Origin of the sequence: Secundilactobacillus odoratitofui DSM 19909 = JCM 15043 (assembly GCF_001434895.1) — a bacterium.
In the GTDB taxonomy this organism is placed as follows: Bacteria; Bacillota; Bacilli; order Lactobacillales; family Lactobacillaceae; genus Secundilactobacillus; species Secundilactobacillus odoratitofui.
The window spans coordinates 264,879-280,417 of record NZ_AZEE01000030.1 but is presented as its reverse complement, the minus strand read 5'-3'; the positions used below and the strand labels follow the sequence as shown (position 1 = coordinate 280,417).

The following is a 15,539-nucleotide window of genomic DNA, read 5'->3' as shown; positions in this document are numbered from 1 at the left end:
GAACGTATGTTCGTAAAATAATCATGAGGTGATCAACATGCGTAAGGAGTCCAGAGACCTAAAGGCCCGCTACGAGCGCTACTTTCTCCGTGAATACAAGTATCGCTACTGGCTGTTAGCTGTGAATAACCATTTTTTTGACCGCTATTACTTCTTCATTGAGAAGCAGCGAACCGGTTCCAAGCTCGTCCACTCCAGGGAATTATTAGCCATTAAACGCGATCCAGCGCTGTACCGCGAAGTATTGCGCGACCTTCGCACCTTTACGCAACTGCGGCTGATCGAACGGGACACTCATCAGCTGGTACACCCCACCAAGGACATTACCCACGATATCTACCATGGACATAGTTAGCGATGACGTTAACGAGGTGATTGTGATGATTCGAGAAGTACCAAGAGAACTGTGGTTGTACCCCGACCGTGGCATGATGAAGTGGCTCGGCTTTTTTATGAGTGACCACACGAACTATATGGAACAGGAAGGTTCACGTGAGCGCCCCGTAACCCCCTTACCACCAATGTCGGCATCAGACATTGACCAGCAACTTCAGACGAGTTGGGAGCGAACCAAAAAAGCAACCCTTCAATTGATGACGGCTAAGGGTTTAACTGAATTAACGGGTGTGGTGATTGGCCATCAAAACAGCGTCGTGTTCCTTCAAACCGATACCGAGCTTGTCACCGTCAACGTAGCCGATATTCGCCACGCAACCGTCATCCCGGCTAAAAAATGGTGGTCATCATGACCACTCCACTTTCAGATCCATACCGATTGCCCGTTCACGATATTCTCTGCATTGACTGCAAGTCCTTTTACGCCTCAACGGAAGCCATCAAACGCGCAGAGTTTCCAACTTCAGCCAAAATTGCAGTATTGTCCAGAGAAGAATCCAGTGGCGGCTTGATTTTAGCAGCAAGCCCCTATGCCAAGCAAAATTACGGTGTTAAGTTAGGCACTCGGCGCTATGAACTCAGGGAAGACATGGACTTAAAGCTAGTCGATCCACATATGCAAGACTACATTCAACTGAACTATCAAATCAATAAAATCTACCGGCAGTTCACCGATGATACCCACTGGTTCCCCTATTCGATTGATGAGAGTTTTCTCGACGTGAGCGGATCCCATAAGTTATTTGGTAGTAACGTTGAGATTGCGAGAGCCATTCAAGATCGCGTTTTTGAGCAGACCGGTATTATCACGACGGTGGGCATTGGCCAAAATCCCTTACTAGCTAAATTGGCGCTCGATAACGCGGCCACTGACGAGAGTGTCACCTACACCGCTAATACCGCGACAGCTGACGTTACCTTACCAGCCACTGTTGACGGCGCATCTCAGCCGCAAACGATTAAGGACGTCACTGGCAAAACTGGTCAAACGTTGACGTTGAACGTTCCTACGCTCACTGGTTATACAGCTGATAAGTCGACGTTTACTGCCACAGTCAATCCTGATGGGACGATTACAACTACTGACCAAGTCGTTTATACGAAGGTCGCTGTGACACCGGTTGATCCTGATTCGGATAACGGCAACCCGGATAACAATGGCGGTACGACCACGCCAACTAATCCAACTGAGCCGGTAAACCCCACGGACCCAAGCGAACCTGCTAATCCGACTGAACCGGTAACACCACCGGACCCTAGTGAGCCAACTAATCCGGTGGTACCAACTGAGCCAACGCAACCAGTCACACCAGAAGCTCAACCACAAAATCAGCCTGAAGTTGCTGAAAAAACAGCTGCAACAACTAATAATCAGTCCGGTTTAACGACCCTTAACAATCAAAACGAAAGCTCATCCGTTAAGCCAACAGCAACGACGATCAACCAACCAGCCGCTGAACAGACCGTTTCAATCCAAAAGGCAACGGCTACCAAAAACCAATTACCACAAACCAGTGAAGCAAATTCAACTGCTATTTCACTGATTGGTACGCTGCTTTTGACCCTGATGGGCTTACTAGGTGCATCAGTTGACCGCAAGCGTCGCAACTAAACGGATCTAAACAATTTTAATTTAAATCAAACTAACTAAAATCGGCTGTCCGCAATGAATCATTGAGCGGACAGCCGATTTTTTGATGGCATTATTTAACGTGAACAGTTTTTGTACTAGTCTTCGCAGTGAAATGACCGTGTGCGTAATGACCAGCCACTACCTTCACAACTTTAGCTTTTGGCGCGTAGATTGTCTTACTAAATTGATGTTTACGATTTAATTTAGCGTAACGATAGCCTTTATAAGTCTTGATTCGTGCATAGTTGGCTGATTTGCTTGCTTTAACTGTGCCAGTGACTTTAACTGATTTCTTCGATGCCGTGCGATGGGCCTTAAGTTGGGTGATCGTCCCCTTCTTGGCCGTGGTCGTGACGGTTTTGGTATTGGTGTTTGTCGTGGACGAACCCGTTTTAGTCGTCGTTTTGGTCGTGGTGACCTGCGAATCGGTCGACTGAGGTTGTGCGAGCGTGACATCCGCTCCCCACGCGACAACAGCGTCGGACAATTCCTGGGCAAAATCATAGGCGTTATCGGTTATGGTATCTGGATCATCTTCGTTCACCACTGCGGCATACATACTAGCCAGTTGGGTCTGCTCAGCCTTGGAGAAACGGTCTTTAAACTGCTGGTACAGTGAACTTAGTGCTGCCCAGTCAGGTGCAAAGTCGGTGGTTAAATACATGTCGCCATCCTCGTCGTAATCGTAGTCATCGTAAACATCGTTTCTGAAGGTCTCGATGGCGTCCGAAAATGAGCCGAGGTAGTTTGAATAGGCATCTTCTGGTTCAGCCTTCAAATCGGCGTAGAAACTGGCACCAATTTCAGACTGAACCTTGTGACCAGCCATGTTCACTGCCGTTTGTAAAGCAGTGAAATCAGCGGTGAAGGTACTGTATGGGATCACCGTTGCAGCTTGAGCGGTCATCGTTGTGTCAAAGTGACTAGGCAAAATAGGCATCGTAGCGCTCAGCAAGGCACCACTCACCATCATCAATGCGGTACGGGTAACAAATCGTTGTTTCATCTCTCAATATCCTTTTTACTTGATAAGTCTAATTATATATAAATCAAATTTGAATAATAGACTTGTATTTTGATGACGTCGATTTTTTTGAAGAAATGCTGCAGTGATGTGCAAAAAACGGCCATCTACGCGATTGGCGTAAATGACCGTTTTGAACTTAACCTATTTTGTTACCATGAAACAGATTCGTCACAGCCCGATTGTCTCTCGACTACACGGGAGTTGCTGCTAACAATGGCAATCCCCAGGCAAGCAATCACATTGTACAGATTCAGGTGCACCCTGTGCTTTTTCGGCCAACGCCTTTTGTAGCTTAGCGATGTCATCCTGCGTCAAGGTCACATGATCCACCAAGTCCAGCAAGGTCTTACCCTTCTTCATAGCACACAGGTGGTCGAAGAGTTGTTCAGCTGAGCCATTCATGGCTTCGGTCTCGCTGATGGTTGCTTTATATAGGAAGCGACGTTCCTGTTTTTCGGTCACCAACAGACCTTTATTGACCAGCCGTCGCAACAACGTCTTCACGGTGGAATCCGACCACTGCCGCTTAGCCTGCAGCAAATCGATCAGTTCACGAGAGAAGATTTCACCCTTGGTCCAGACGATGCGCATCAATTCCCACTCAGATGGGGTAATTTCAGCAATGTTATTTTGTAATGCTTCACTCATGGCGTTCCTCCGTTTACAGTTGTAAATTCACTAGCAGTATTGTAGCATCGTTTTGCCTGCGTATGCAAGCAACAGACTTTATTTTATCTAGTATACAACGGAATGTGGTAAATGATTTCCAACTTAATTGGGAATATTGACATCATTCTCTATTTAATTATTCCAACACTATTTCCATACCGTCACATCTGGTCCAGACCTGAAGTCACATCAATTTGGATTCACTCCCTCTCCCCGTATAATAGCTTTGAAAGTTACCATCAGGTAGCTGCACAAGGAGGAGATATTATGGTAAAAGTAGGAATTAACGGTTTTGGCCGCATTGGCCGCTTAGTTTTACGTCGGATCCTCGAACTTCAGGACCCGGAGATTGAAGTCACCGCCATTAACGATTTGACCACTCCCTCAATGTTAGCTTACTTATTCAAATACGATACGACTCACGGCACCGTGCCTTATGACGTTTCGGCCACCGATGATTCACTGGTCATCGACGGGCACGCGTACAAGGTCTACGCCGAGCGTGACGCCAAGGACATTCCCTGGGTTGCCAACGACGGCGTAGAACTGGTGCTGGAATGCACTGGTTTCTATACTTCCAAGGAAAAGTCCCAAGCTCATTTGGCCGCCGGTGTGAAGAAGGTCCTGATTTCAGCGCCCGCTGGCCCAATCAAGACGATTGTGTACAACGTCAACGACGACACCATTACACCTGACGACACGATTATTTCGGCTGGTTCTTGCACCACCAACGCGCTGGCCCCAATGGCAGCAGCACTCAACAAGGAATTTGGCCTGGAGGTCGGCACTATGACCGTAATCCACGCCTTCACCGCCTCCCAGATGATTCTGGATGGCCCAAAGGGTAGCAAATTACGGCCGAACCGGACCGCATCCGCCAACACGATTCCGCACTCAACTGGCGCTGCGAAGGCAATCGGCTTGGTGATTCCAGACCTTGACGGACACCTGCAAGGCCACGCGCAACGGGTGGCGGTCATCGATGGTTCCGTGTGCGAATTAGTCTCAGTGCTGGGTACGGAAGGTGTCACGGCAGACGATGTGAACGATGCTATCAAACCATACACTGACGACAACCCATCATTTGGCTGGAACGACGACAGCATCGTTTCTTCAGACATCATCGGCGACACCCACGGCGGTGTGTTTGACCCAACGCTAACCGAAGTGACTACCAATGGCAAGTTTCAGGTGGTTAAAACCGCGACTTGGTTTGATAATGAGTATGGGTTCGTATCGAATATGGTGCGGACGGCGAAGAAGTTTGCAGATGCAGAGTGAGATAAAATGCGTTTAGAACCCAGAAGCTAAGCAGAGATAACCGGATTTCCTGAACCCGGAAATCTGGTTATTTTTGCTTAGCTTCTGGGTTTTGCATTTTATCGCAGGTTTAGGCTGTGTATTCAACTAGAGCCAAATTCAGGATTCAACAGAACACGCCCGAATGTCAATTGGAGAAATAAAGATATATTTTCGCCATTTAAGTCTGTTTTAAGTTATTCACCCTAAGATTAGTCCTATCGAATCAGCAAAGTGTCACTAAATCCGAATAATAATTGCTGACTGACTTATCAATAAGGGAGATCCTGAATATGACGACTAAACTTAACCAGATTTTACAGCAACAATTAGACAAACACCCTGCCGACCCAATCATCAAGGATGAGGCCATGGGTAAGTGGTTCAACGGCGCCGATCTCCAACAAGACATCGACACCTTCAAACATGCCTTCAAGGCCGCTAACCTTGGTCATGGCGATCAGATACTCGTCTGCCTCGCTAACTCGGCCGTCTTCCCGGTCATCAACCAAGCCGCTTGGCAGCTTGGCATCATCGTCCACCCCATCTCACCATCAACCCCAATTGCTAAACTCCACACCGACTGGGATGAGCACCGCTATCAAGCCATGTTATTAGCTGACAGCTTACTAGATGGTTGGTCTGATGCCGACTGGACTACCAGTCAACTTGACTTGTTGACATCACCGCAACTGCATTTTCTCGTCAACAATGCGCTGACGAACCACCCCGTCGACCAAACGCCGGTAGCCGAAACCGATTTAGGCCTCATCATGAACACTTCTGGGACTACCGGCGAGCCCAAGCGCGTTGGCTTGACCCACGAAATGCTGTTGAACGCCGCCCAAAACGATGCTATCTCCAACCACATGGACGAAAACGATGTCGCTATGGTCACCATGCCAATGTTTCACATCAACGCACAAGTTATGACCACACTGTCCACCCGTGTGTCCGACGGCAAAGTGCTGGTCACCCAGAAATTCTCGGCCAGCCACTTCTGGCAACAGGTCCACGACAACCACGTCACCTGGGTCTCAGTGGTGCCAACCATCGTGTCGTTCCTACTCCTAAATGAGACAGCCAACGCCGCTTATGATGCGTTGAAAGACGATATTCATCTGCGCTACATCCGTTCCAGCTCGTTCGCGCTCCCCGAAGACCGCTTGATGGCCTTCCAGAACCGCTTTGGCGCTCAAATTATCGAAGGTTACGGTATGACTGAAGCGTCCAGTCAATGCACCATCAACCCATTTGACGCCCCAAAGATTGGTTCAGCCGGCAAGCCATTTGGCACTGAACTCGCTATTTTGGACGACAACGATGAGCTGACCCAAGAACCAAACGTAATGGGTGAAATCGCCATTCGCGGTAACCACGTCATCACCCACTACATGGATCCGAACCCTGAGAGTTTCAAGGATGGTTGGTTCTTGACCGGTGACCTGGGCTACCTCGATGAAGATAACTACCTATTTGTGAAAGGCCGCAAGAAGGAAATCATTTCCCGTGGTGGTGAAAAAGTGGCCCCAGCAGCCGTTGAAAACACTTTGAACGAACTGGACTTTATCGAACAGTTGGCTGTCATTGGTATGCCGGACGACTTGTACGGTGAAGAAGTCACCGCTGTGGTGGTTTCGACGACGCCTGGCCTGAATGAAGATGACCAACGTCAGGCGATTTTCGACTACGGCAAGACCCACCTTGCCAAGTTTGAAACCCCAACCCGTGTTGAATTTCTGCGAGAATTCCCACGCAACATTACCGGTAAGATTTTGCGGCCACAGTTGCGCGACCAGTTAATGATGGCTGGGAATTTGGAGCGGTAATTCTGGTTACTTTAGATATGAAATGAATGTGCGCCTCACTGTCTTTTGGTGGTGAGGTGCTTTTTTGTTTGCGGTAAATGGGGTTAAGAAAATGGGACAGTGCCTATTGTAAAATAGGTGCTGTCTCGATTTTGAATCCGATTAGCAAGTTAAATTGAGCACGCTTATTCCCACACGATAATCAAATATGATCACCCAATGATTTCCTACAAAGTATTTTAGGGACCAATGTTTATAATTCAACAAATCGGTAACGGTTACATTCAGATTGACACTACTATCCATTTGGCTAACGTTGTATGATAAACAGGTGGTTATTGTAAACCCGATATTTACTTATTGTTATGATTAGCAATTATTCTCTGCAGACGCGACTAACCTTTAACCTAAGGCATTGCGTCTGCCAGTGTGTCAAAAAATTTTTGAAAGAAGGCTCCCTCGTGTCCAAACGTAACGTTATCATCGTCACTTTTGCCTTGCTGCTCTCCAACGCGATGAGTGGCTTAGACAACACAATTATCAACACCGCCCTACCCGCCATCATTTCTGATCTTCATGGGATCGAACTGATGGGTTGGATCGTCGCTGTGTTCCTACTGGGCACCGCCGTCAGCACACCGCTTTGGAGTAAGCTTGGTGAACATATCGGCAACAAGCAAGCCTACCAATTAGCGGCCCTCTTCTTTGTTGTTGGCTCATTTTTACAGGGTATCTCACCCAACATCGTCTGTTTAATTATTTTCCGAACCATTGCTGGTATCGGTAACGGTGGTGTGGTTTCGTTACCCTACATTATTTATGCCAACTTATACGAGAATCCACGTAAACGGATGCAAGTGCTTGGGTTCGTGTCGGCCAGTTATAGCATGGCCACGATTATTGGCCCACTGGTTGGTGGTTACATTGTCGATACCTTCAGTTGGCACTGGGTCTTCTTCTTGAACGTACCGGTTGGCCTGATTTCTGCATTTCTCGTACAAATCTATTACAAATCTTCCCAACAAAAGCGGGTCAAAAGCCCCGTCGATTACGCCGGTGCATGTCTGATGAGCGTTGGTCTGATCAGTTTGCTGGCTGGCATTGAAATGATTGGTAGTGTTAGCCTACTTTGGATTGGCCTCGCCCTTTTGATTGCTGCCATCTGTCTCGGTGCAATGATCCACATAGAAGGTCACGTTGATGATCCAATTATTCCAAGACGTCTATTTAAAAATCGTTCATTGGTCATTGATTTCGCCTTATTCATGATTATCTGGGCCGCTTTCTTAGGCTTTTTGATTTATAGTCCCATGTGGGCACAGGGCTTGTTAGGCACCAGCGCACTGATTGGTGGTGCGACACAGATTCCTAGTTCGATCACTGATTTTGCCGGCTCCGGTTCTGTGGCACCACTACGACGCTTCTTCCGACCACAAAAAGTGATTGCGCTGGGCATCATCACCCTGGTCATTGCTTTCCTATTAATGGTGGTGATGGGCGTCAAAACGCCATACTGGGTATTGTTGGTCGCCGGGGCCTTCGAGGGCTTCGGTAACGGTACCTGCTTCAACGAACTACAGGTTAAGGTTCAACAGGACGCCGACCCGAACGATGTCCCAATCGCCACCTCGTTTAGTTTTCTCATTCGGATGCTCAGCCAAACGTTCATGGCCTCGATTTTCGGGATCATCATGAACAGCGCACTGCGACAAGGCGTGAGCCAATCTGGTGGACAAATCACTATGAAAATGATGAATAAGTTGTCAGATGCTGCGAGTGTTACCAGTTTACCGGCACACCTGATTCCGCAAATGCGCGTGATTTTGCATAACGGCTTGCATAACATCATGCTGGTTTCACTTCTTTTGATGCTCGTTGCTGGTGGGATTAACCTCTGGGCGCAACGATTGGAGAAGGAAAAGTTTGCTAAGATTGAAGCGGAGAAGAACGTTGCATAATTAAAGAGTTAAAATTAGATCGAAGAAAACCTCGAGAATTCTTTTATGAAATCTCGAGTTTTTTAATGTTTGCAATCGTACTTTATAATCTAAAACGCCCTATTAATTCGCTAATTTAAGGAGAATATTCGAGGTTGGTTTAAGCATCGGTTAAGTGTATGATTGATATGTCAAATATCAAATTCTGTAGGGGGAATTTTAAATTGAATCAGTTTTGTAAGAACATGGTACTAATTGGTGTGGCAATTGGTTTAGGAAGTGTCGCAACTGGGACGCAAGCTAGTGCTAAAACACCCTGGGAATTCAAATATAATCACGAATATAAGGTTCGGGTTCTCAAACCCACGACTGCATACAAAATCAAGCTTGGTAAATCCACTTACCTCGATCGTCGAGTTAAAAAATTTAAATTAAAACGGGGTGCCGTCGTCCGTACTTGGTATCGTGGCGTTGGTGGTATCAATTGGCAATTGACGGGCGGCACTCACGAGAAATACAGTCGTGACCATCGCTATCAATATGATGTCAATTGGTCTTCAAAGAAATCGTTCAAAATTTTGCATACGTACAAAGGTACCGATTGGTTCTAATTTTTTGGGTAACGCCATCACTAATTATGATTGAAAAGCTACCTTCGTCGTGATAATCAACTTGTTATCACGACGAAGGTAGCTTTTTGAAGAATGCTGCTTACACGCTTGATCTATTCCCAAATTCACGTCAGTATCTAGAGGTAGTGATTACCGATTACAAAAAGTCCCCGAAGTCAACTTATCAGTTAACTTCAGGGACTATTTCAATTCGACTAAGCCTTGTTGCGCACAATCAGCTCATCCATAATTTTCTCAAGTGTTTCGGCAAACGGCGCGTTCACATCTACGTGGTTGCGATTGAGCCGTTCCTGCCACCAAGCGTTCCGAATGTCGACGATTTTAGGTACGACTTTCAAACCAGCATCCGTGATCCGAATCACATTAGTCGTCCGATTGTCTAACGACTGCGTTTGCGACACGTACCCGAGTTCAGACAGGCGCTTAATTTCACGCGTAATTTGGCCCTTGTTGATGACCAGAGTGCGCGCCAATTCGTTCTGGCTGCGCTCCCCCTGCTGGTCGAGCAGCAGTAATATGTAAGCGTTCGTGACGTTTAAATCAATGGCTTTGTAGAGCGGTTGTGTATCCCGTTGAAACGCGCGGTGAATGATGGAAAAGCACTGCGCGAGGTCACCGGGGAATGTGTGTAAGGTCAAACGAGTTCCCTCCTCTTGAATCATGCATAAGCCAATTATACCGTTTAGTGACTCACTTGCGAAGATTTACTGGTGAAAAAAGGTGAAAATTAGGGTTGAGCCTAAGTATTAAGATTGATTGACGCATGACTTGCCACAAAATTAAATCAACCTCAAAACCATTCTGGAGAGCACCCTACACTACGAAGCTTTAAACAGGCCTTGCAAAACATGTGAAAATTATCAGATTACGGGTGTTCAAAATTACTTACTTGATAAAGTTAAATCAGTAACTAATTCTGTGATAATCCCCACTAAACTTAGGAGGCTACCAAGATGAAAAAAGCCACCCTCAATGAGGTGGCTTACATAAAATGAAAATAATCAGTAATTCCAAATCAAATCTTGTTGTTTTCTTAACTCTTGCTGTTGAGCATATAATTTATCTAACTCTATTGAGATTTCATCAATTCGATTGCTAAAATCCATCTCGTGACCGTTGACGATTTTTTCTGCCCGAATACTGTTTGCTAAATCCTGTGTCTCCTCATCCACTTGCTCTTGAAGCCTCTTAATTTTTAATTGTAAACTTTGATTTTGTGGATCTGCAACTACCTTTTCCTTGAGCGTGTTAAGTTCATTACTTGTGTAATTCAAGATTGATTGAGCAGTTTCAGAAGAACGCCAGCTGACTTGATTTAACGCCCAATCTTTCTGGCTTTTCTCATCTTGTAATTTTTCTATTTTATCATCAAGCGAGCTTAATTCCTGTTCAATTCGAGCCGCTTCGGCTTTTCTTGCCTCGTAATCTTGATCAATACTTGGTTGAGCTGCTGTACTAGTATCTGATCCACAATCACTATTTGGATCAACACTTGAAGAACTATTTTCGTTTAAATTAAATTTAATATTAGCAATTTGTGATTGAAGCTCGTTTATCTGATCACGTAAACTACCCATTTTATCTGTATTTTCAGATTCAGAATCACTAAGTTCATTTTTTAAATCTTTAATCTGATTATTTAAATCCACAATTTGTTGCTTTAAATTAGTAATTTCACCATCATTTGTATAGCTAATCAATATTTGTGGCTGTTGCTCACTAATTTGATTAACCCGATCCTTTAGGTCCTCAATTTGAACCTGTAACTTAGCAATATCCGCATTGTGTTTCGATTGCCCTGTTGACTGTCCCGCTTTTTTTGCTACCCCAAAGTGTACAACTTTCGTCTTGTACCCCTTCTTGGTAACAGTCACTCGATAATGCCAGTTAGCTTTAACCGGCTGTTTCAGCTTAAACGTAAACTTACCCGTCTTGGCGTTAACTTTGCCAGCGCCAAACGTCTTAGCATAGCGTGTGACTTTAATCTTGGCCCCTTTGGTTGCCGTACCAGATAACTTCTGGTCCCCCGCGTGCACCATAGCGACCTTGAGATTAAGCTGCTGCTTTGATTTTGTAGCAGCATTGACTTGTGCAGAGGTACTGGAGATCGCAAAAATGGAAGTTGCGACTAAAATAGCGTAACGATTGTTCATGAAAAATGAACCCCTCTCGAAAAATAGATTAAATTCAGCAATATGCACCTTAATGCATAAAACCACTTAAAAGCATACCAAGATTAGTTAGCTTACACAATGATTAATAGTGTGTTATGGTATTAACCACTGTCCGATAGAAGCCCTACACTTCATATTTTTGCGCAAAGTAACTTAAATAGCACCAAACTAAAAAATTCAAATAATACATGCAATTTCAACTGACTTCAAACAAAAACACAATCACTATTACAGAAATAGCAGTGATTGTGTTCAATAAAAATCAATTAAAAATTTCAAATTATTCTGCAGCTGCTGCAGCTCTAGCACTAGGAGTTGAATAAAGCTCAACAGTCTCAGAAGCCGACGTTCGTGGATAATTCACAATTCCTAGAGAACCGATTCCCCATGCGCTAATTGTTGAATCTAAAAATTCATCCTTTTCATCGTCATAAAACATTTGGGCTTCTTGTTTAACACCTTGATCACTATTGGCAATTTCCGCCCCTTGAATATATAACTCATTATAGTTTTCCCAATTTTCATCAGTCATATTTAACTTTTTAAAAGCCTTTGTTAAATTCTTATCCATGTGATCGATTGCCCAATTAGGATTGTCTTGCTGATCAGCTCGATACTTGGCAATTTTTTCAATTTTGGTTGAATAAGTGAGTGGCTTTAAATGATGCTTTGAACGGGCTTTGTTAACAATCGAAATCAAAGTTGACTTAAAAATGGATTCCTTCCAATACAACTTTCGCCCTTGATATGCACCTATCAACACATCGCCTCGCCAGATCCAACCTTTAACCTTGCCAGATTTGATGTATTGATATACTGCCTTTTTCCCATTAGCTTTCTTAACGGTAATCTGAGAGGTGCGGGTGAAGGTCCGTTTATCATAATTACCGGCGTGATAAGCAACTTTAGTGAGCTTTTTATTAGTATATAACAGGCCCGAAGTGACATGTACCTTTACATTTTTGATATTTGTAGTTTTTAAAACTTTTGCAGCCTTAGTTTTAGCCATCACAGTACTCGATTGTGCACTGATAGCAGCCACCCCTAAAATACTAAGACTAATGGCAACAAGGATCAAACGCTTAAACATAATAAACTCCTCCAAACAAATATTATGACAACCTAGAATTTTGCTAAATGGCACAAAGACTATTGTATCATAATAAATAAATAATTTATATTTGAATATTATACGTTGATGATATCAAACTTATCCAAATATGAAAAAACCGTCCCCACCAAAACAATCAGAAGAATAGATGAAATGTAAGTCATTAAATAACTTGCCTTTTATATATATTTCCACAACAACTTGGACCATGACTTGAATCAAATGCAACAAACCGCCCCATGATCAACCCAATCGCTCTAACTTAATTCAACATACCAGATGTTGAAATCTTAATCTTGTGTGGCGTCTTGGTAGGATTTCTGAAGGCCAACGTTAGGTTGAGTTTCTTTGGTGTATAACCACTACCGCCCATATCTTCAGTGATCAGTGCATGATAGGTATGACCGCTAATTTTAACAGTTTTGAGTTTTAACACATCGATCCCATTAACACCGGTTAGTGAGTAGTTGTACCAGCCGTGATGGTTCTTACTGAAGACGAAGTGATGAGTATCGGTAGACCATTTTTTTGCGATTTTATAAGTACGAGGCGATAGCTTTTTACCATCCAAGGTATCTCGTAGTTTCATGGTCTTCTTCCCAAATAAAATATGTGTCGTTGAACCGCGTGACTCAGTCAAATACCAGTTACCCCGCAGCGACTTTGGAATACTGCTCAACACAGTTGAAGCAGATGCCGTTGGTTGAGTTGCGATAAGTGCCAATGTTCCAAATGAAAATGCAGCCACCGCAGCAACGATTTCCTGTTTATAATCCATTCCAAAACACCCCAATATGATTTATTTTCGATACACTTCAACCTTACCAGTCCCATAAACCAAGTCAATATTGACCTTTGTAAGTTCAGTTAAAACTTTTCATTAAAAAATTGGATAAACACAATTGATTTTTCTGTCATAATCTTGAATAGTTTAACTATGTACTTTACCCTTTAGCACTACTGAACATGACTTAAATAACCTTAGCATCGATATCTTTTTTAGAAGAATGTCCATTTTTATACAAAAGTCATTATTTATCGGCTATAATACGGGTTAGAATTAGTTGTTGAGTGAGTTAATTGGGGATATAAGCTTGCTTTTACGACTTAAATTACTCATTCATCAAAGTGTGATGACAACTTGCACTGCCAGTTTAACAATTGCAACCAAGTTTTTTGTAGATTATTTTAACTTTATACAAGGAGGCGTCCCCCATGGAACCACTAGACCGCTATTACCGCAACGTCATCTCAGCCGCAAAACAAATCACGCGATTAGAGGTCACAACCGACACTGACAAATATCAGTTGTACCAAGATTTAAAAGACCTGCGTGACCTTTGCGACCAACGCATGACTGAACTAAAAGCAACGCAACATAAGTAATCTCGCTATCGGGGTGGCCGTGAACAATCGCGACCACCCTTTTTCGAGCATAACGGACTTAGCCAGCGTCTTTCATTTACCCCACCGAATGAAGCTGATATACTAATCCTATAATCATTTTCTAATCTAAGGTGGTGTCCTATGTCTGAACTAAACCTCCGTTGGTTGGCCACAGGTGGTTTTTTAAGCAATCTGGGGATGAGTTTTATCTGGCCTCTGACCAGCGTTTACCTACATAATGATCTTCGTGTTTCGCTAACAGTGATTGGCGTCGTCTTAATGTTCAACTCCATCACGGGCATCATTGGTTCATACGCCGGTGGTGTGATGTATGACAGAGGCAATCCTTATCACCTGCTATTGACTGGTGTTGCCCTGAGTTGGCTGGGGTTGATTGCCCTCGCCATTTGGCATGGCTGGCCCGCCTTCCCAATTTTGCTGGCCGCCATTGGCTTGTTTGGTGGTTGGAACGTCGCACTGGTCAATGCGATTGCCACCAGTTTGACTAAAGTCGACAGTGGCCATATCTTCAATACCCTCTATCTGTTCCAGAACCTCGGCATCGTGATTGGCAGTTCGCTAGTCGGCTTTTTGTACGGGCTGGGAGTCACCTGGCTCTTCATCACTGCGGCAGTACTATTCACGGGATTCTTCGTACTAGTGTTCTTGAAATTCCGACCGGTCAATCACCAAACCAATCGCGTTGCCAAACCAGTTAACCACACGACCGGCACCCATCAAGGCGCCCCAGTTGCTAATTTAATCGTGATTTACGCGCTCTACATCGGCCTGATTTTCATCTGGTCCATGTACAACCAGTGGACCTCCAACGTCTCCGTCTATATGACCACGTTAGGTATTCCATTGACGAAATACAGCTTATTGTGGACGCTCAACGCCGGTGGCATCGTGCTGATTCAATCTGGTATGAGCCTCGTCCACGGTAAAAGCAGTCATCCGCGCATCCAATTATTCATCGGTCTAAGCATGTTAATGGCCTGCTTCGCCGTCCTAATCGGCGCCCGCCAATACATCAGCTTTGTCCTCGCCATGACCCTGTTAACCATCGGCGAAGCCACAGCGTTCCCAGCGATTCCGGCAATGATCGACCGACTAAGCACACCAGCTACCAAGGGCCGGTTTCAAGGCCTGCTAAACGCCGCCCAATCAACCGGTCGCGCCATTGGTCCCCTGGTCGGTGGCGCTATGATTGAAGCCACGTCGTACGCTGGCTTGTTTGAAATGGCAGTAATCGTGTACTTGGTCGTACTGGTTGGTTTAATGATTACACTGAAATTGACGAAACCACATATCAAATCGTTTTGAAGGTATTCAAGATATTCTAGGCACTCAAGACATTTGAATCGACATTTGAAATCGATTTTCGGACACAAGCACTCAGTACAGATTGCCACCAAGTAAGCCGTAGTGCCAGAAGCCCTTTTTTTGGTGGGTAGCAGTGACTAG

The 15,539-nt window shown here is 44.7% G+C and carries 15 protein-coding genes; 9 read left to right on the top strand and 6 right to left on the bottom strand.

Annotated features, from left to right (window positions below):
* Nucleotides 1-37 precede the first annotated feature (37 nt).
* The 3 genes from FD04_RS11600 to FD04_RS12840 are packed head-to-tail and all read left to right on the top strand — an operon-like array spanning nt 38 to nt 2,008.
* A complete protein-coding gene (locus FD04_RS11600; protein ID WP_054701284.1) occupies nt 38-355 on the top strand; it encodes a hypothetical protein in 318 nt (105 codons plus the stop codon).
* Between the two features lie 25 nt (nt 356-380).
* Nucleotides 381-749: a hypothetical protein gene (locus tag FD04_RS11595; protein WP_056948942.1), complete on the top strand. Its 369-nt coding sequence runs from the start codon at nt 381-383 to the stop codon at nt 747-749.
* On the top strand, nt 746-2,008 hold the full coding sequence (locus FD04_RS12840; RefSeq protein ID WP_082603243.1) for a Y-family DNA polymerase: 1,263 nt from the start codon (nt 746-748) through the stop codon (nt 2,006-2,008). Before FD04_RS11595 ends, FD04_RS12840 begins: the two co-directional genes overlap by 4 nt.
* Nucleotides 2,009-2,099: 91 nt before the next feature.
* Here FD04_RS12840 and FD04_RS11585 read toward each other — a convergent pair whose 3' ends face one another.
* Both FD04_RS11585 and FD04_RS11580 read right to left on the bottom strand, forming a co-directional pair.
* On the bottom strand, nt 2,100-3,035 hold the full coding sequence (locus FD04_RS11585; RefSeq protein ID WP_056948941.1) for a hypothetical protein: 936 nt from the start codon (nt 3,033-3,035) through the stop codon (nt 2,100-2,102).
* A 228-nt stretch (nt 3,036-3,263) separates the two neighbouring features.
* Nucleotides 3,264-3,704 (bottom strand): CopY/TcrY family copper transport repressor, encoded by a 441-nt coding sequence (locus FD04_RS11580; protein WP_056948940.1) that lies wholly within the window; start codon nt 3,702-3,704, stop codon nt 3,264-3,266.
* Nucleotides 3,705-3,989: 285 nt separating this feature from the next.
* Here FD04_RS11580 and gap point away from each other — a divergent pair, with 285 nt between their 5' ends.
* The 4 genes from gap (at nt 3,990) to FD04_RS11560 (ending at nt 9,380) form a co-directional block, all read left to right on the top strand.
* Nucleotides 3,990-5,006 (top strand): type I glyceraldehyde-3-phosphate dehydrogenase, encoded by a 1,017-nt coding sequence (gap, locus tag FD04_RS11575; RefSeq protein WP_054701481.1) that lies wholly within the window; start codon nt 3,990-3,992, stop codon nt 5,004-5,006.
* A 311-nt stretch (nt 5,007-5,317) separates the two neighbouring features.
* Nucleotides 5,318-6,853, top strand: coding sequence for an AMP-binding protein (locus tag FD04_RS11570; protein ID WP_056948939.1), 1,536 nt, complete (start codon nt 5,318-5,320; stop codon nt 6,851-6,853).
* Between the two features lie 440 nt (nt 6,854-7,293).
* Nucleotides 7,294-8,790, top strand: coding sequence for an MFS transporter (locus FD04_RS11565; RefSeq protein WP_191981762.1), 1,497 nt, complete (start codon nt 7,294-7,296; stop codon nt 8,788-8,790).
* Nucleotides 8,791-9,014: 224 nt separating this feature from the next.
* Nucleotides 9,015-9,380, top strand: a complete 366-nt coding sequence (locus FD04_RS11560) for a hypothetical protein (RefSeq protein WP_235805698.1) — start codon at nt 9,015-9,017, stop codon at nt 9,378-9,380.
* Between the two features lie 215 nt (nt 9,381-9,595).
* Here the strand turns inward: FD04_RS11560 and FD04_RS11555 are convergent, their stop codons facing one another.
* The 4 genes from FD04_RS11555 to FD04_RS11540 form a co-directional block, all read right to left on the bottom strand.
* Nucleotides 9,596-10,039: a MarR family winged helix-turn-helix transcriptional regulator gene (locus tag FD04_RS11555; RefSeq protein ID WP_156660467.1), complete on the bottom strand. Its 444-nt coding sequence runs from the start codon at nt 10,037-10,039 to the stop codon at nt 9,596-9,598.
* A gap of 363 nt (nt 10,040-10,402) precedes the next feature.
* Entirely contained in the window at nt 10,403-11,554 is a 1,152-nt protein-coding gene (locus FD04_RS11550) for a carboxypeptidase-like regulatory domain-containing protein (protein ID WP_056948937.1), read from the bottom strand.
* A 301-nt stretch (nt 11,555-11,855) separates the two neighbouring features.
* Nucleotides 11,856-12,665, bottom strand: coding sequence for a CAP domain-containing protein (locus tag FD04_RS11545; RefSeq protein ID WP_054700959.1), 810 nt, complete (start codon nt 12,663-12,665; stop codon nt 11,856-11,858).
* A gap of 283 nt (nt 12,666-12,948) precedes the next feature.
* Complete coding sequence (locus FD04_RS11540) at nt 12,949-13,464, bottom strand: hypothetical protein (protein ID WP_056948936.1); 516 nt, start codon at nt 13,462-13,464, stop codon at nt 12,949-12,951.
* Nucleotides 13,465-13,901: 437 nt separating this feature from the next.
* Here FD04_RS11540 and FD04_RS12520 point away from each other — a divergent pair, with 437 nt between their 5' ends.
* Nucleotides 13,902-14,072 (top strand): hypothetical protein, encoded by a 171-nt coding sequence (locus tag FD04_RS12520; RefSeq protein WP_156660466.1) that lies wholly within the window; start codon nt 13,902-13,904, stop codon nt 14,070-14,072.
* Nucleotides 14,073-14,213: 141 nt separating this feature from the next.
* The gene (locus FD04_RS11535; protein ID WP_056948935.1) at nt 14,214-15,398 is read left to right on the top strand and encodes an MFS transporter; all 1,185 of its coding nucleotides are present in this window, start codon (nt 14,214-14,216) and stop codon (nt 15,396-15,398) included.
* The last annotated feature ends 141 nt before the right edge of the window (nt 15,399-15,539 follow it).